This window comes from Kitasatospora sp. Ki12 (assembly GCF_054601375.1).
The window spans coordinates 3350659-3367883 of record NZ_BAAIHT010000001.1; the positions used below are offsets into that span (position 1 = coordinate 3350659).

The window sequence follows — 17225 nt, forward strand, 5'->3', positions numbered from 1 at the left end:
ACCATTCGGACTTCCCGGCCCTCCGGTCGCGGAATTGTTCTGAATGCCCCACTTTGGGCAGCGGAACCCGCACGCCTTCCGCCCGGAGAGCCCGCATGCCCCGCACCACCGACCCGACGCCCCCTCCGCCCCCGGCCCGGCCGCACCCGCTCCGGCAGCACCCGCCCGGCCCGCACCCGTCCGGCCCGTTCCCGTCCCGCCCGTTCCCGCTCCGCCCGGACGCCTCCGGCCTGGTCGCCGAGATCGAGGCCTACCTCGCCTCGCTGCCCGCCCCCGCGCGCGCCCCCGGACCGTACGTCTGCCCGTACGGCCGTACCGCGAGCCCCTGGTTCGCCGGCCACCCGGTGCCCCGGGCGACCCTGCTCGACCGGGCGCTGCGCCGCCCGCCCCGTCCGGTCCCGGTCACCGCGGCCGACCACCTCCGGCTGGCCTCCCGCTACATCGGCGTCCACGGCTGGCTGCAGGGCGCGATGTGGGACGAGGGAGGTCGGGTCTGCCTGCTCGGCGCCCAGGCCGCCGTGCTGGCGCACGGCTACGGCACCCCGGCCACGGTCCGCACCGCCCGGGTCCAGCTGATGGAGGTGCTGCACGGCACCGGACGCCCGGCGCGCTCCCCGGACGAGTTCAACGACCGCCCCACCACCCGGGAGGGCGACGTCCACCTGCTGCTCGACCGGGCCGCGGCCAGGGCCGCCCGCCTCGGACTCTGAGCGGGGCGGGGGAGGGGCGCACGGGCCCCGGAAACGCAACCGGCCCCGGCGCGGAATGCGCGCCGGGGCCGGACGAGGAGCGGGCGACGAGAATCGAACTCGCGTGACTAGTTTGGAAGACTAGGGCTCTACCATTGAGCTACGCCCGCGTGACCCCCCAGCCGTCACCGGCCGGAAGTTCGGGCAACAGCGTACCTGGTCCGGCCGCCCGCGTGCACACTCCATTTCGGGAACCCCCGTCGCGCACCCCCGCGCGCCCGTCCGCCCGCGTCGCCCCGCGCCCGCGCGGAATGGCCCGCGCGCAATACCCGGCGAGCCGAACAGGCCCGCCGTGTACGCTTCCTCTCGGCACCACGGGGTGTGGCGCAGTTTGGTAGCGCGTCCGCTTTGGGAGCGGAAGGCCGTCGGTTCGAATCCGGCCACCCCGACAGTGCGGCAGGGTCTCGCCCACCGGGGCGGGGCCCTGTTCTGTTCGGCCGGTACGGTGGCGCCTGGCGTCCGCCTTTCGTGGTACCGGTAGGATGGGGCGCTGGCGGTAGTCCCTGCGGCGTCAACCCAGGTCAACCGCACGAGGGCGAGGAGTCAAGCTCACCGTCCACCCCACGGGAGATGCAGCTCCAACCGCCCATCGCCCGTCTCGCCCGACCCACCCTTCCGGCTCCGGCCGGGCGGCGCGGCCGGGCGGAGACAACCTGACCGCAAGCCCCTAGGAGACCTAACCGTGAAGAGCGCCGTCGAGACTCTGAACCCCACGCGGGTTCGACTCACCGTCGAGGTGCCCTTCGAGGAGCTCAAGCCCAGCCTCGACGCGGCGTACAAGAAGATCAACCAGCAGGTCACGGTTCCGGGCTTCCGCAAGGGCAAGATCCCGGCTCGCGTCATCGACCAGCGTTTCGGCCGTGGCGCCGTGCTGGAAGAGGCCGTCAACGACGCCCTGCCGCGCTTCTACACGCAGGCCGTCGACGAGGGCAAGATCGAGGTCCTCGGCCAGCCCGACATCACCAACATCGAGGGTGTCGAGACGATCGCCGACGGCGGTGACCTGAAGTTCACCGCCGAGGTGGACATCCGTCCGGAGATCACCCTTCCGGAGTTCTCCTCCATCGAGGTGACGGTCGACCCGATCGTCGTCGCCGACGAGGACATCGAGAAGTCGCTGGAGCAGCTGCGCGAGCGCTTCTCGTCGGTCAAGGACGTCGAGCGCGCCGCGGCCGCCGGTGACATCGTGGTCGTCGACCTCGTCGCGAAGGTCGACGGTGAGGTGCCGGACGACGGCACCGCCACCGGCGTGAGCTACGAGATCGGCTCGGGCCGTCTGATCGACGGCATCGACGAGGCCGTCGTCGGCCTGTCGGCCGGCGAGGAGAAGACCTTCGAGACCGAGCTCAAGGGTGGCACCCAGGCGGGCAAGACCTCCGAGGTCACCGTCACCGTCACCACCGTCCAGGAGAAGGAGCTGCCGGAGCTGGACGACGAGTTCGCCCAGCTGGCCAGCGAGTTCGACACCCTGGAGGAGCTCCGCGCCGACTCCCGCAAGCGCCTGGAGCGCATGAAGGAGTACGACCAGGCCACCCAGGCCCAGGAGAAGGTGCTGGACGCCCTGCTGGCGCTGGTCGAGATCGAGTACCCCGAGAAGCTCCTCGCGGACGAGATCCAGACCCGCAAGCACAACGTCGAGCACCACCAGCTGGAGCCGATGGGCCTGAACCTCGAGGCTTACCTGGAGACCCAGGGCAAGACCCGCGAGGAGTGGGACGCGGAGATCGAGGAGCAGGCGAAGAAGGGCATCAAGACCCAGTTCGTCCTGGACCAGATCGTCGCCGACGAGGAGCTGGGTGTTAACCAGGAGGAGCTGACCGAGCACCTCATCCGCCGCGCCGCCGGCTCGGGTCTCACCCCCGACCAGTTCGCGCAGCAGGTCGTCCAGGGTGGCCAGGTGCCGCTGCTGGTCGGCGAGGTCGCCCGTGGCAAGGCGCTGGCCACGGTGGTCGAGGCCGCCAAGGTCGTCGACACCGAGGGCAACGAGATCAACTTCGACGACGAGGACGAGACGGCCGAGACCGTCGAGGCCCCCGCCGCCGAGGCCGCCGAGGAGAAGACCGAGGCCTGAGCCCCGGCAGCCCCCTGAGGCACACAGCGGGCCCGGACGCCGTCATGGTGTCCGGGCCCGCTGTCTTCCCGCCCGCGGGCCGTCGCGACCCTGCGCTCACAGCGAACAGTTCTGCGTGAGGGATTCTGCGGCCCGGCCTGCGCGTTAGGGTCCTTGGACAGCGACAATCACGACGTGATACCCGGAAGCTGTGCGACATCGTGACGGCCGTCGAGCGACCGTCCAAAACGACTGAGCAGGTGGCTAAGTGACGTTCCCGCAGATGCAGATGCCTGGCCCGATGGCGCCGCACGCCGCCGCTGGTGACGTGCTCGGCGGCCTTGGCGACCAGGTCTACAACCGGCTGCTGAACGAGCGGATCATCTTCCTCGGCCAGCAGGTCGACGACGACATCGCCAACAAGATCACCGCGCAGCTGCTGCTGCTGGCCGCGGACCCGGAAAAGGACATCTTCCTCTACATCAACTCCCCGGGCGGCTCGATCTCGGCCGGCATGGCGATCTACGACACCATGCAGTACATCAAGAACGACGTCGTCACCATCGCGATGGGCATGGCCGCCTCGATGGGCCAGTTCCTGCTGACGGCCGGCGCCAAGGGCAAGCGCTTCTCGCTGCCGAACGCCAACATCCTGATGCACCAGCCCTCCGCGGGCCTGGGCGGCTCCGCCACCGACATCCGCATCCAGGCCGAGCAGCTGCTCCGCACCAAGAAGCGGATGTCCGAGCTGATCGCCTTCCACAGCGGCCAGTCCTTCGAGCAGATCACCCGGGACTCCGACCGCGACCGCTGGTTCAGCCCGGAGGAGGCCCTGGAGTACGGCCTCATCGACGCGATCATGCACAGCGCCGCGGACGTCCCCGGCGGCGGCGGCACGGGCGCCTGAGCCTCGGCCCGGCCCACGAGACCACAGCCACAACGCCCCGGAGGACCAGAATCCCCATGAACATCCCCAGCCTGTCGTCCGCCCAGGCCCGCGTCGAGGACATGCGCGCGGAGGGCCGCTACATCGTCCCGCGCTTCGTCGAGCGCACCACGCAGGGCATCCGCGAGTACGACCCGTACGCCAAGCTGTTCGAGGAGCGCATCATCTTCCTCGGCTCCCAGGTGGACGACGTCTCGGCGAACGACATCATGGCCCAGCTGCTGTGCCTGGAGTCGATGGACCCGGACCGCGAGATCCAGATGTACATCAACTCGCCCGGCGGCTCGTTCACGGCCCTGACGGCCATCTACGACACCATGCAGTACGTGAAGCCGGACATCACCACGGTCTGCATGGGCCAGGCGGCCTCCGCCGCGGCCGTGCTGCTCGCCGCCGGCACCCCCGGCAAGCGGATGGCGCTGCCGAACGCCCGGATCCTGATCCACCAGCCGTACACCGAGACCGGCCGCGGCCAGGTGTCCGACCTGGAGATCCAGGCCAAGGAGATCTTCCGGATGCGCGAGCAGCTGGAGCAGATGCTCTCCAAGCACTCCAACAAGTCGGTGGAGCAGGTCCGCGAGGACATCGAGCGCGACAAGATCCTCACCGCCGAGGAGGCCGCCGAGTACGGCCTGATCGACCAGATCATCTCCACCCGCAAGACCTCGCTGACCTCCTGAGGCCGGCTCCCTCCGGGTCCGCGGGCGGGCACGGAGGACCCGTCGGGGCGGGGCACGCACCCCTGGTGCGAGTCCCGCCCCGACCCGTCGGCGGCGCCGTGCCACGGCATCTGTTCGGTATCAATTCGCCCAGGGCGTAGGGCAGACCCGGCGAAGAGGACGGAATCAAGGGCCCGGCAGAGTACCGTCGGATAGCGAGACCGAGCGCCGTCGGCGTTGACGGTCCACAGCACCAGGCCCCGGAACCCCTGCGGGGCCCCTGGCGAAGGGGAAGCACCTCGTGGCACGCATCGGAGACGGTGGCGACCTGCTCAAGTGCTCGTTCTGCGGCAAGTCGCAGAAGCAGGTGAAGAAGCTGATCGCCGGCCCAGGCGTGTACATCTGCGACGAGTGCATCGACCTGTGCAACGAGATCATCGAGGAGGAACTCGCCGAGACCTCCGAGGTGCGCTTCGAGGAACTCCCGAAGCCGCGCGAGATCTACGAGTTCCTGGACCAGTACGTCGTCGGCCAGGACCTCGCCAAGAAGGCGCTGTCGGTGGCCGTCTACAACCACTACAAGCGGGTCCAGGCCGGCGAGGCGGGCCGCAGCGGCGGCAACGGCCGCGAGGACGCCATCGAGCTGGCCAAGTCCAACATCCTGCTGCTGGGCCCCACCGGCTCCGGCAAGACGCTGCTGGCGCAGACCCTGGCCCGGATGCTCAACGTGCCGTTCGCGATCGCGGACGCCACCGCGCTGACCGAGGCCGGCTACGTCGGCGAGGACGTCGAGAACATCCTGCTCAAGCTGATCCAGGCGGCCGACTACGACGTCAAGAAGGCCGAGACCGGGATCATCTACATCGACGAGATCGACAAGGTCGCGCGCAAGAGCGAGAACCCGTCGATCACCCGGGACGTCTCCGGCGAGGGCGTGCAGCAGGCCCTGCTGAAGATCCTGGAGGGCACCACCGCGTCGGTGCCGCCGCAGGGCGGGCGCAAGCACCCGCACCAGGAGTTCATCCAGATCGACACCACCAACGTGCTGTTCATCGTCGGCGGCGCGTTCGCCGGCCTGGAGCGGATCATCGAGGGCCGCGCGGGTGCCAAGGGCATCGGCTTCGGCGCCAACATCCGCTCCAAGCGGGAGTCGGACGCCAGCGACCACTTCCGCCAGGTGATGCCCGAGGACCTGGTGAAGTTCGGCATGATCCCCGAGTTCATCGGCCGTCTGCCGGTGATCACCAGCGTGCACAACCTGGACCGCGAGGCGCTGCTGCAGATCCTCACCGAGCCGCGCAACGCGCTGGTCAAGCAGTACCGCAAGCTCTTCGAACTCGACGGCGTGGAGCTGGAGTTCTCCCGGGACGCGCTGGAGGCGATCGCCGACCAGGCGATCCTGCGCGGCACCGGTGCGCGCGGTCTGCGGGCCATCATGGAGGAGGTGCTGATGTCCGTGATGTACGAGGTCCCCTCGCGCCAGGACGTCGCCCGCGTGGTGGTCACCGGGGACGTCGTCTCCAAGCACGCCATCCCCACCCTGGTCCCGCGCGACATGATCAAGCGCGAGCGCCGCGACAAGAGCGCCTGACCGAGGCCGTTCCGCGAGAGGGGCCCCGCACCGGATCCGGTGCGGGGCCCCTCTCGCGTGCGCGCGCCGTCCGGCGCGGGCGCTACTTGGCGACGACCATGGCGTCGCGGATCGTCCGGGTCTTGGCGGCCGCCTGCTCCGCGGTGAGCGCCTGGCCGCCGCCACCGGTCAGGCTGACCTTGGTGAAGGAGACCCGGCCGGTGGTGGACTTGTCCGCCCACACGCAGATCGTCGGGCCGGGCTTGCCGAGCATGGTCGAGGTGCCGCAGGAGAGCTTCGCCCCGGAGTTGTTGGCGTCCTGCGCCGGGAAGTCGGCCATCGACGTGGACAGGCCGTCGCCGTCCTTCTTGGAGTCCTCGATGATCTGCGCGGGGTCGTTGAGGTTGCCGTAGACGCCGACCACCGAGAAGGTGTCCATCGGGTCCGAGCCCTTGCTGTAGCTGGCCACCAGGACCTGCAGGTCGGTGCCGAACTTGGAGGCCCCGGGCTTGCTCATGTCGGCGGCCTGCTCCTTGGCCGACTTCTGGACGTAGCCGTCGGCCAGGGTCTGCGGGGCGGTGATCTTGTACTGGCCGCCCTTGTCGCCGCCGAGGAACTTCCACGCGGCGAAGCCGCCGCCGCCCAGCACCAGCGCGCCGATCACCAGGCCGACGACCAGGCCGCCCTTGCCCTTCCGCGGCGGCTGCGGGTAACCCGGCTGCCCGTACGGCGCCTGCGGCGGCACCCCGTACGGCTGCTGGGGCGCGCCGTAGGGCTGCTGCGGCGGGTAGCCGTACTGGGGCTGCGGGGCGCCGTAGGGCTGCTGCGGGGGCTGGCCGTACGGCGGCTGGCCACCGTAAGGCTGCTGCGGCTGTCCCTGCGGATACTGCTGTCCCTGGCCGTACATCTGCGTCTGTGCTCCCCCGCCGCACCCGCGGCCTGTCTCGGTGTGGAGTCGTTCCGTGTACGCCCGGTCAACCGGACGAACGCCCGGGCACGGTACCGCACGGCACCCGTCCGGGGCCCGTTCGGGCGCGGCGGGTCCACGGACCGAAAGCGGTTCGTGACCCGCCCCCACGGTTACGTAAACTGTGCGTCGTGACCGACACGACGAACCAGCGCCCCGTGAGCACCACCGGGGACGACGCGGCGACCCTCCCGACGACCTACACCCCAGCGGACGTAGAGGGCGAGCTGTACGAGCGCTGGGTAGAGCGTGGCTACTTCACCGCGGACGCCAAGAGCGACAAGCCCCCGTTCACCATCGTCATCCCGCCGCCGAACGTCACCGGCAGCCTGCACCTGGGCCACGCCTTCGAGCACACGCTGATCGACGCCCTGGTCCGCCGCAAGCGCATGCAGGGCTTCGAGGCCCTGTGGCAGCCCGGCATGGACCACGCCGGCATCGCCACCCAGAACGTGGTCGAGCGCGAGCTCGCCAAGGAGGGCAAGTCCCGCCACGACCTGGGCCGCGAGGCCTTCGTCGAGCGCGTCTGGAAGTGGAAGGCGGAGTCCGGCGGCCAGATCTCCGGCCAGATGCGGCGCCTGGGCGACGGCGTCGACTGGTCCCGCGAGCGCTTCACGATGGACGAGGGCCTGTCCCAGGCCGTCCAGACCATCTTCAAGAAGCTCTACGACGACGAGCTGATCTACCGCGCCGAGCGCATCATCAACTGGTGCCCGCGCTGCCTGACCGCCATCTCGGACATCGAGGTGGAGTACCAGGACGACGACGGCGAGCTGGTCTCGATCCGCTACGGCGAGGGCGAGAACTCCATCGTCGTGGCCACCACCCGCGCCGAGACGATGCTGGGCGACACCGCGGTCGCCGTCCACCCGGAGGACGAGCGCTACAAGCACCTGGTCGGCACCGAGATCGAGCTGCCGCTGACCGGCCGCCGGATCCCGATCGTCGCCGACACCCACGTCGACCCGGAGTTCGGCACCGGCGCCGTCAAGGTGACGCCCGCGCACGACCCGAACGACTTCGAGATCGGCCAGCGGCACGACCTGCCGAACATCGCCGTCATGGACGAGCACGCCGTCATCACCGTGCACGGCCCCTTCCTCGGCCTGGACCGCCTGGAGGCCCGCTCGGCGATCGTCGCCGCGCTGCGCGCCGAGGGCCGGATCGTCGCCGAGAAGCGCCCGTACACCCACTCGGTGGGCCACTGCTCGCGCTGCAAGACCACCATCGAGCCGCGGCTGTCCATGCAGTGGTGGGTCAAGGTCGGCCCGCTCGCCCAGGCCGCCGGTGACGCGGTCCGCGACGGCAAGGTCAAGATCCACCCGCAGGAGATGGAGAAGCGGTACTTCGACTGGGTCGACAACCTGCACGACTGGTGCATCTCGCGCCAGCTGTGGTGGGGCCACCGCATCCCGGTCTGGTACGGCCCGAACGGCGAGATCGTCTGCGTCGGCCCCGACGAGCAGCCGCCGACGGGCGAGGGCTGGCACCAGGACACCGACGTCCTGGACACCTGGTTCTCCTCCGGCCTGTGGCCGTTCTCCACGCTCGGCTGGCCGGAGCAGACCGAGAGCCTCGCGAAGTTCTACCCGAACTCCGTCCTGGTCACCGGCTACGACATCCTGTTCTTCTGGGTCGCCCGGATGATGATGTTCGGCCTCTACGCGATGGACGGCACCCCGCCGTTCCACACCATCGCGCTGCACGGCATGGTCCGTGACCAGAACGGCAAGAAGATGTCGAAGTCCTTCGGCAACGTGGTCAACCCGCTGGACTGGATGGACAAGTACGGCTCCGACGCGCTGCGCTTCACCCTGGCGCGCGGTGCCAACCCGGGCGTCGACGTGCCGATCGGCGAGGACTGGGTCCAGGCGGCGCGCAACTTCGCCAACAAGATCTGGAACGCCACCCGCTTCGCGCTGATGAACGGCGCCACCGTCGAGGGCCCGCTGCCCGCGCCGGAGGAGCTGACCGCGAGCGACCGCTGGATCCTGTCGCGCCTCAACAGCACCGTCGCCGAGGTGGACGGGCTGTACGAGGACTACCAGTTCTCCAAGCTCTCCGAGGCGCTGTACCACTTCGCCTGGGACGAGGTCTTCGACTGGTACGTCGAGCTCTCCAAGACCACCCTGGCCAAGGGCGGCCCGCAGGCCGACGCCGCGCGCCGGGTGCTCGGCGAGGTCCTGGACGTCACCCTGCGCCTGCTGCACCCGATCGTCCCCTTCGTCACCGAGACGCTGTGGACCACGCTGACCGGTGCCGAGTCGGTGGTCATCGCCGACTGGCCGCAGGACAGCGGCTTCCGCGACGCCGCGGCCGAGGCGGAGATCGCCACGCTGCAGCAGGTCGTCACCGAGGTCCGCCGGTTCCGCACGGACCAGGGCCTCAAGCCGGGCCAGCGCGTCCCGGCCCAGCTGGACCTGGACGGCACCACGCTGGCCGCCCACGAGGACGCGATCCGCTCGCTGCTGCGGCTGACCGCCCCCGAGGAGGGCTTCGCGGCCACCGCCTCGCTGCCGGTCGCCGGCGCCACCGTGGCGCTGGACCTCTCCGGCACCATCGACGTCGCGGCGGAGCGCAAGCGCCTCGCCAAGGACCTCGCGGCCGCCGAGAAGGAGAAGGCCCAGACCACCGCCAAGCTCGGCAACGAGGCGTTCCTCGCCAAGGCGCCGGACGAGGTGGTCGCCAAGATCAAGACGCGGCAGGAGGCCGCCGAGGCCGACATCGCCCGGATCACCGCCCAGCTCGCGGCGCTGCCGCAGGGCTGAGCCGCCACCGGCCCGAGAGGGGCCGCACTCCGCGACACGCGGGGTGCGGCCCCTTCGGCGTTTCGCGCCCCGTGCTCCCGGTTCCGCCTCGGGGGCGCTTTCGTTACGCCTAATAGCGCAGCAACATTGCTCCCTTCCGGCGAATATTCATCCTGGACCGGGTGAGGTCCTATTCCGAGCGAATTGATTCCGGTCTTGCCCGCGCGCGTTCGCCGAAGTTTGCAGGTCGGATGTGTACGGTGTGCACGGAGTTTCCGAAGGACGTTTCTTCCGAGCGTTCCTGCGGGGTGTTCCTGATGGGCGACGGACGGGAGGGCACGGCGTGGTGGTGACCGAGGAGTTGGCCGACGAACTGCCTGCCGAGATGGTCGAGGAGGCCAAGGCCAGGGCGGCGACCCTGCTGCTCGCCTTCCGGCACGGGAACCAGCTCGCGTTCGACCACGAGCTGGACCTGTTGTTCGCCGAGCGCGCCGAACGCGAGGTGACCACGCTGCTCGCCTGGATCGCCGCCGAGGCCGTCCGCAAGGCGTACGCGCCCGAGGTCGGCGACCGGGTGCTGCGGGCGATGGCCCGGCGCGCCCCGGCCGACACCGGCGCGGTCGCGGTGGACGAGGAGAGCGCGAACGCCGCCCGGCTGATCGAGGCGGTGGCGGCCGGCGAGGTGGGCGAGGTCCGCGGCCTGGTCGCCTCGACGGCCGACACCACCTTCCTGCTGGGCGGTCTGCTGCAGGGCGTGGCGATGATGCTGCCGCTGCTGCCGGAGGGCGAACTCGCCGAGATCACCGCCGAGTTGCGCCGTCGGCACGGCGCCGCCGCGCATGTGCCGGAGGCCCGGGCCGGGGTCTGAGCTCCGACCTGTTGATAACTCAAGTCCCCTTCGGGAAAAGCGACTTGCCCCACACGGTGGAGTGGATCGGTCCCGCGGTCAGGACACGCCTAGGCGGCGAGCGGCCGTGCCTCGGCGTCGGCGGGCTCGGCGAGCGCGGCGGTCAGCGCGGCGATCCGGGCCGAGGCCAGGCCGTCGCCGTACGGGCTAGGGGTGGCCGCCAGCCGGGCGAGGCGTTCGGGGGTGTCGGTGAGCCAGTCGCGGGCCAGCCCGCCCAGCTCCTCGCCCGGGCCCACCAGCGCGGCGAAGCCGGCCGCCACGGCCTCCGGGCGCTCGGTGGAGCGGCGCACCACCAGCAGCGGACGGCCGAGCACGGTGCACTCCTCCTGCACGCCGCCGGAGTCGGAGACCAGCAGCGCCGCGTGGCTCGCCAGGCCCAGGAAGTCGCCGTAGCCGACCGGCCCGGTGACGGCCAGCCGCTCCAGCAGGCCGTCCAGGCCGAAGCGCTCGACGGCGGCCCGGGTGCGCGGGTGCATCGGGAACAGCACCGGGGTGCCGGCCCGGGCGATCCGGTCCAGTTCGGCGAGCACGGCGCCGAGTGCCTCGGCGGTGTCGGTGTTCTCCGGGCGGTGCACGGTGGCCAGCACGTACCCGTCCGGGCGAAGCCCGTGCGCCGCGAGCAGCGCGGCGCGGGCGGCCGCGTCCGGCAGCTGACGGCGGACCACCTCGACGACGGTGTTGCCGGTGAGCGCGATCCGCTCCTCGGCCAGGGACTCGGCGCGCAGGTTGGCGACGTTGTCCCCGGTGGCGGCGCAGAGCAGGTCGGAGACGTGGTCGACCATCACCCGGTTGTGCTCCTCCGGCATCGCCCGGTCGAAGCTGCGCAGCCCGGCCTCGACGTGGACCAGCGGGATCCCCCGGGCGTTGGCGGCCAGCGCCCCGGCGAGGGTGGCGTTGGTGTCGCCCTGGACGACCACGGCGACGGGCCGGTCCTCGGCGAAGGCGGCGTCCAGCTGGCCCAGGGACTGGGCGATCTGGCCGGCCCGGGGGCGGCCGCCGACACCGGTGAGCAGCTCGGGCCGGGGCAGGTCCAGGTCGCGCAGGAAGCGCCCGGACATCGCCTCGTCCCAGTGCTGGCCGGTGTGCACCAGTCGGGTGGCGTCGCCGAGTTCGTGGATCAGCGGGGCGAGCTTGACCAGCTCGGGGCGGGTCCCGAGGACGACGGCGACGCTGGACGGGGGCAGACACGTGCTCATGCGGGGGCTCCGGTGGGGACGTGGGGAGGAAGCGAGGGGGGAGGGGCGGCGGCTCAGGACTCGAGCGCGGTGGGGGCGCCGAGGCCGACCTGCTCGGCGTTGCGGCGGGTCTTGGCCCAGCCGTTGCGTCCGAGCAGCATCCGGACGGCGGCCCGGGCCGCGACCACGAACAGGTGGTAGGCGTAGAGCCAGACCAGCACGCCCCAGAGCAGCCCGGTGAGCCGGCCGCGGTCGGGGTGGACGGCCCGGCGGTAGGCGAGGCCCCAGAACACCATCGGCAGCGTGGCGAGCAGGAAGGCGAGCAGCATCCACGGCCCGAAGCGGAGCTGGAAGTCGGCGGTCTCGGCGGGGAAGAGCACCAGCCCGGCGGCGGTGATCCCGAGCGAGAGCGGGAACAGCAGCACCAGCAGCACGCAGACCACGGGCTGCAGGAAGGTGTACATCACCTCGGCCTTGCCGGACCAGGTGTAGTGCGGGGAGCGCAGCACCCGGCCGGTGTAGCGCAGGCACTGCATGTTGCCCTGGGCCCAGCGGGTGCGCTGGGTGAGGAAGCGGCGCAGCGAGACCAGGCCCTCCTGGGAGACCTGGGTCTCGGTGACGTGGGTGAGCCGCCAGCCGGCCAGGCGCAGGTCCAGGCCGGATTCGTAGTCCTCCAGCAGCGCGCGCTCGGGCCAGGGGCGGCCGGCCCGGCCCTCCTCGGCGGTGAGCGAGTCGAGGGCGGTGAGCCGGACGAACTGGCCGTTGCCACCGAGGCCGACGCTGCCGGTGCGGCGGCGCAGCAGCTGCATGCCGGCGTTGTTGGCCTGGAACTCGACGTCCTGCATCCGGACGAGGGCGCGGGCCAGCGCGTTGGCGGCGCGGCCGCGCCCGGGCAGCGGGAGCTCGTCGTCGGCGTTGCGCATCCGGACGCCGATCTGGACGGCGCCGGTGTCGGGCCGGCCGAGCGCCTTGGCGTTGCAGACCTGGGCGAGGGTGCCGGGGTCGAGCTGGCCGTCGGCGTCGACCACGCCGATCACCACCCGGGAGCGGTCGGTGGACCGGGGCAGCCGGTCGGAGATCTCCCGGTAGGCGGCGTTGAGGGCGGCGCCCTTGCCGATCCGGGCGTGCGGGCGGCGGCGCTGGACGAGGTGGACGCGCGGGTCGCGGACGGCCGCGGCGAGCACGAGCTCGCGGGTGGCGTCCTCGCTGTCGTCGTCGATCACCCACAGGTGCGCCTCGGGCGCGGCGGCCCGCAGGCCGTCCAGGGTCTGGGTGACCACGGCCTCCTCGTCGCGGCAGGGGATCACCAGGTGCCACTCGAAGGCGGCGGGGTCGCCGGGCTCGGCGGGCCGGCCGTGCTTGAAGGCGTGGCGGGAGCCGGCCCAGTACACGAGGAAGCGTCCGAAGACGAGCACCATGTAGCCGACGAGGGCCAGCGAGATCAGTCCGGCGACCCAGACGACGGCGTCCTGGCGAAGCTCGATCCACTCGTGCAGGGCGTCGGGCATGGCGCGGTGCTCCTTGTGATCAAAGGCTGGTGGCTCCTGTCGGCTGCGAATCGATGCTTCATTGCGGTTCAAACTCGCCAAAGAGATAGTAAAGCGATCAAACTGGAAGGTGTGGTGGAAGACCGGACAAAGTGGCCGTTCTCACCCCGGCCCTCGCCCCAGGCCTCACCCCAGCCCTCACCCCCGCTCTCACCCTGTGAGGACGCCCCGCCACCGCTCCGTAGACTGTGGACGTGAGTGACAAGGCCGACCCGAATCCGTACACCATCCGCCCCGCCGACGGCGGCACCGGAGACGCCCTGCGCGACGTCGAGGTGGAACTCTCCGAGCGCTGGCCGGAGAACAAGCTTGAGCCCTCCCTCGACCGGATCGAGGCGCTGATGGACATCCTGGGCCAGCCCCAGCGGTCCTTCCCCTCCATCCACATCACCGGCACCAACGGCAAGACCTCCACCGCCCGGATGATCGAGCAGCTGCTCAACACCTTCGAGCTGCGCACCGGCCGCTACACCAGCCCGCACGTGGAGTCCGTCACCGAGCGGATCAGCCTCGACGGCGCCCCGATCAGCCCCGAGCGCTTCGTCGAGGTCTACCGCGACATCGAGCCCTACGTGCGGATGGTCGACGCGGCGCAGCCGGTGCCGATGTCCTTCTTCGAGGTGCTCACCGGCATGGCCTACGCCGCCTTCGCCGACGCCCCGGTGGACGTCGGCGTGGTCGAGGTCGGCATGGGCGGCTCCTGGGACGCCACCAACGTCATCGACGCCGGCGTCGCCGTGATCACCCCGATCGGCCTGGACCACACCGACAAGCTCGGCGAGACCACCGGCGAGATCGCCGGCGAGAAGTCCGGGATCATCAAGTCCGGTGCCGTCGCCGTCGTCGCCCAGCAGCAGCTGGACGCCGCCCAGGTCATCCTGCGTCGCGCCGTCGAGGTCGACGCCACGGTCGCCCGCGAGGGCATGGAGTTCGGCGTGATCCGCCGCGAACTCGCGGTCGGCGGCCAGCTGGTGACGCTGCGCGGACTCGGCGGCGAGGAGTACGAGGACGTCTTCATCCCGCTGCACGGCGAGTACCAGGCGCAGAACGCGGCGCTGGCGCTGGCGGCGGTCGAGGCCTTCTTCGGCGTCGGCGGCGCCCGCGGCGGACAGCTCGACGTGGACAAGGTCCGCCAGGGCTTCGCCGGCGTCTCCTCCCCGGGCCGCCTGGAGATCGTGCGCCGCAGCCCCACGATCCTCCTGGACGCCGCGCACAACCCGCACGGCGCCCAGGCCACCGTCGCCGCGCTCACCGAGTCCTTCGGCTTCACCCGGCTGGTCGGCGTGATCGGCACCTCCGGGGACAAGGACGTGGCCGGCGTGCTGGAGGCCTTCGAGCCGATCCTGGCCGAGGTCGTCATCACCCAGAACTCCACCCACCGCGCGATGGACGTGGACGCGCTCGCCGCCCTGGCGGTCGAGGTCTTCGGCGAGGACCGCGTGCAGGTCGAGCCCAGGCTCGACGACGCCATCGCCGCGGCCGTCACCCTCGCCGAGGAGGAGGGCGACCTCGGCGGTGCCGGGGTGCTGGTCACCGGTTCGGTCATCACGGTGGGCGAGGCCCGCCTGCTGCTCGGGAGGAAGTGACATGAGGACGCTCTGCTCCTCGACGCTGATCGGCGAGGCGTTGCTGATCATGTTCGCGGCGCTGGTCGCGATGCGGCTCACCGACGTCTCCACCGGGGAGATCTGGACGGTCAGCGGCATCGCGATGGCCCTGTGCGTCGCGCTCTGCGGCATGATCGACCGGCCCGGCGCGGTGCAGATCGGCTGGGCGCTGCAGATCGGCCTGATCGCCGCCGGCTTCGTCCTGCCGACGATGTTCGGCCTCGGCGTGGTCTTCGCCGGCCTCTGGTGGTGCTCGGTGCACTACGGCCGCAAGGTGGACGCGTTCAAGGCCGCCCGCGCGGCCGCCACCGAGACCGCCGCCGAGGCCGCCGCCGCATAGGCCCGGCCGTAGCGGTCCGGGGGCCCGGACCAGCGCACCGACACGCCGTGTACGCAAGGTAACCTCTGCCGTGTCGGCCCACTCGTCGACCCGACCGTCCGTCGAACCGAATCCCCAGGAGACGCACCGTGTCCCAGCGCACTCTCGTCCTGCTCAAGCCCGACGCCGTCCGCCGCGGCCTGGCGGGCGAGATCATCAGCCGCATCGAGCGCAAGGCCGGCTGGCGCTTCGGCGCCGTCGAGCTGCGCACCTTCGACCGGGCGACGCTGGAGCAGCACTACGCGGAGCACGTCGGCCGCCCGTTCTACGAGCCGCTGCTGGAGTTCATGACCTCCGGCCCGTCGATCGCGCTGATCGTCGAGGGCGAGGAGGTCGTCAAGGGCATCCGCATGCTCGCCGGGGCCACCAACCCGCTGGAGGCCGGCGCCGGCACCATCCGCGGCGACTACGCGACGATCACCCGCGAGAACCTGATCCACGCCTCCGACTCCCCGGAGTCCGCCGAGCGCGAGATCAAGATCTTCTTCCCGGCCCACGCCTGAGCCGGCCCGGGCGACACGCCCGGAGGACCTTGGGACTGCCCCGGTCGGGACCATTGGCCCGGCCGGGGCATTCTTATCGGGAAATAGGGAACTGGGGGGGCCGACACGGCGTCCCAATCCTGGGAGAAGCGATCACGCTCCGGACAATGGACGGTATGCCCCACGTCGACGTCCGTACCGCACGGCGTGACTACGATGGACGCGACTCAAGGGCCCGGTAAGGCAGCTCAGCTGGTCTCCGCCCAAGCGTGGGCGCACGCAGTCGTCCACCCCCCATGAACTCCGAGCCCGGGAAGGCACCTACACCCCATGGCGAGCAACCTGTCGTTCATCGGCCGCGACTTGGCGATCGACCTCGGAACTGCCAACACGCTGGTGTACGTCAGGGGCAAGGGCATCGTCCTGAACGAGCCGTCGGTGGTCGCGGTGAACACCAACACCGGCGGCATCCTCGCCGTCGGCGCCGAGGCCAAGAAGATGATCGGCCGCACCCCGGGCAACATCGTCGCCATCCGCCCCCTCAAGGACGGCGTGATCGCCGACTTCGAGATCACCGAGCGGATGCTGCGGTACTTCATCCTCAAGATCCACCGCCGCCGCTACCTGGCCCGCCCGCGCGTCGTCGTCTGCGTGCCCTCCGGCATCACCGGCGTCGAGCGCCGCGCCGTCATCGAGGCCTCCTCGCAGGCCGGCGCCCGCCAGGTGCACATCATCGAGGAGCCGATGGCCGCCGCCATCGGCGCCGGCCTGCCCGTCCACGAGGCCACCGGCAACATGGTCGTCGACATCGGCGGCGGCACCACCGAGGTCGCCGTGATCTCCCTCGGCGGCATCGTCACCGCCCAGTCCATCCGGGTGGCCGGCGACGAACTGGACAACGCGATCGTCCAGCACATCAAGAAGGAGTACTCGCTCCTCCTCGGTGAGCGCAGCGCCGAACAGATCAAGATGAGCATCGGCAGCGCCTTCGGCATGGAGGGCGAGAAGGACGAGCACGCCGAGATCCGCGGCCGCGACCTCGTCAGCGGCCTCCCCAAGACCGTGGTCATCTCCGCCGCCGAGGTCCGCGAGGCCATCGACGAGCCGGTCAACTCGATCATCGACGCGGTCAAGACCACCCTCGACCAGTGCCCGCCCGAGCTGGCCGGCGACGTCATGGACCGCGGCATCGTCCTCACCGGCGGCGGCGCCCTGCTGCGCGGCCTCGACGAGCGGCTGCGCCGCGAGACCGGCATGCCGATCCACATCGCCGAGAACCCGCTCGACTCCGTCGCACTCGGCTCCGGCAAGTGCGTCGAGGAGTTCGAGGCCCTCCAGCAGGTACTCGACGCGCAGCCGCGCCGTTAGTACCAGCGCCAGCACCACCGCACATCCGACACTCGACCGACGGGCCGCCGCCCGGGCCCCACAGCCCCGGGC

Annotated in this window: 14 protein-coding genes and 2 tRNA genes; 12 read left to right on the forward strand and 4 right to left on the reverse strand. The window is 71.1% G+C overall.

The window, feature by feature from the left end; translation table 11 throughout:
• Positions 1 to 95 precede the first annotated feature (95 nt).
• A complete protein-coding gene (locus ACYP53_RS14745) occupies positions 96 to 710 on the forward strand; it encodes a DUF6197 family protein (protein WP_459647631.1) in 615 nt (204 codons plus the stop codon).
• Positions 711 to 788: 78 nt separating this feature from the next.
• Here ACYP53_RS14745 and ACYP53_RS14750 read toward each other — a convergent pair.
• Positions 789 to 859, reverse strand: a tRNA-Gly gene (locus tag ACYP53_RS14750).
• A 205-nt stretch (positions 860 to 1064) separates the two neighbouring features.
• Between ACYP53_RS14750 and ACYP53_RS14755 the strand changes: the two genes are divergently transcribed.
• The 5 genes from ACYP53_RS14755 (at position 1065) to clpX (ending at position 5995) form a co-directional block, all read left to right on the forward strand.
• Positions 1065 to 1138 (forward strand) — tRNA-Pro (locus tag ACYP53_RS14755).
• A 293-nt stretch (positions 1139 to 1431) separates the two neighbouring features.
• Positions 1432 to 2820, forward strand: a complete 1389-nt coding sequence (gene tig, locus ACYP53_RS14760; RefSeq protein WP_189923726.1) for a trigger factor — start codon at positions 1432 to 1434, stop codon at positions 2818 to 2820.
• Positions 2821 to 3088: 268 nt separating this feature from the next.
• The gene (locus ACYP53_RS14765) at positions 3089 to 3706 is read left to right on the forward strand and encodes an ATP-dependent Clp protease proteolytic subunit (RefSeq protein ID WP_308437644.1); all 618 of its coding nucleotides are present in this window, start codon (positions 3089 to 3091) and stop codon (positions 3704 to 3706) included.
• A gap of 56 nt (positions 3707 to 3762) precedes the next feature.
• A complete protein-coding gene (locus tag ACYP53_RS14770; protein WP_189923724.1) occupies positions 3763 to 4425 on the forward strand; it encodes an ATP-dependent Clp protease proteolytic subunit in 663 nt (220 codons plus the stop codon).
• Between the two features lie 280 nt (positions 4426 to 4705).
• Positions 4706 to 5995, forward strand: coding sequence for an ATP-dependent Clp protease ATP-binding subunit ClpX (gene clpX / locus ACYP53_RS14775; RefSeq protein ID WP_030058268.1), 1290 nt, complete (start codon positions 4706 to 4708; stop codon positions 5993 to 5995).
• 82 nt (positions 5996 to 6077) lie between these two features.
• Here the strand turns inward: clpX and ACYP53_RS14780 are convergent, their stop codons facing one another.
• Entirely contained in the window at positions 6078 to 6881 is an 804-nt protein-coding gene (locus ACYP53_RS14780) for a hypothetical protein (protein WP_459647632.1), read from the reverse strand.
• Between the two features lie 191 nt (positions 6882 to 7072).
• Between ACYP53_RS14780 and ACYP53_RS14785 the strand changes: the two genes are divergently transcribed.
• Positions 7073 to 9709 carry a valine--tRNA ligase gene (locus ACYP53_RS14785; RefSeq protein WP_189923719.1) on the forward strand — a complete coding sequence of 879 codons (2637 nt, stop codon included), beginning with the start codon at positions 7073 to 7075 and terminating at the stop codon, positions 9707 to 9709.
• 322 nt (positions 9710 to 10031) lie between these two features.
• Positions 10032 to 10556 (forward strand): hypothetical protein, encoded by a 525-nt coding sequence (locus tag ACYP53_RS14790; protein ID WP_189923712.1) that lies wholly within the window; start codon positions 10032 to 10034, stop codon positions 10554 to 10556.
• Between the two features lie 89 nt (positions 10557 to 10645).
• Here the strand turns inward: ACYP53_RS14790 and wecB are convergent, their stop codons facing one another.
• Positions 10646 to 11791: a non-hydrolyzing UDP-N-acetylglucosamine 2-epimerase gene (wecB, locus tag ACYP53_RS14795; protein ID WP_189923710.1), complete on the reverse strand. Its 1146-nt coding sequence runs from the start codon at positions 11789 to 11791 to the stop codon at positions 10646 to 10648.
• 53 nt (positions 11792 to 11844) lie between these two features.
• Positions 11845 to 13278 (reverse strand): glycosyltransferase family 2 protein, encoded by a 1434-nt coding sequence (locus ACYP53_RS14800; protein ID WP_459647633.1) that lies wholly within the window; start codon positions 13276 to 13278, stop codon positions 11845 to 11847.
• Positions 13279 to 13511: 233 nt separating this feature from the next.
• On the opposite strand from ACYP53_RS14800, the gene folC reads away from it, so the two are divergent.
• From folC to ACYP53_RS14820, 4 genes are all read left to right on the forward strand, one after another.
• The gene (folC, locus tag ACYP53_RS14805) at positions 13512 to 14903 is read left to right on the forward strand and encodes a bifunctional tetrahydrofolate synthase/dihydrofolate synthase (protein WP_189923706.1); all 1392 of its coding nucleotides are present in this window, start codon (positions 13512 to 13514) and stop codon (positions 14901 to 14903) included.
• Position 14904: 1 nt separating this feature from the next.
• On the forward strand, positions 14905 to 15264 hold the full coding sequence (locus ACYP53_RS14810) for a DUF4233 domain-containing protein (protein ID WP_459647634.1): 360 nt from the start codon (positions 14905 to 14907) through the stop codon (positions 15262 to 15264).
• 128 nt (positions 15265 to 15392) lie between these two features.
• Positions 15393 to 15806, forward strand: a complete 414-nt coding sequence (gene ndk / locus ACYP53_RS14815) for a nucleoside-diphosphate kinase (RefSeq protein WP_189923702.1) — start codon at positions 15393 to 15395, stop codon at positions 15804 to 15806.
• A 321-nt stretch (positions 15807 to 16127) separates the two neighbouring features.
• The gene (locus ACYP53_RS14820; protein ID WP_308437643.1) at positions 16128 to 17153 is read left to right on the forward strand and encodes a rod shape-determining protein; all 1026 of its coding nucleotides are present in this window, start codon (positions 16128 to 16130) and stop codon (positions 17151 to 17153) included.
• The last annotated feature ends 72 nt before the right edge of the window (positions 17154 to 17225 follow it).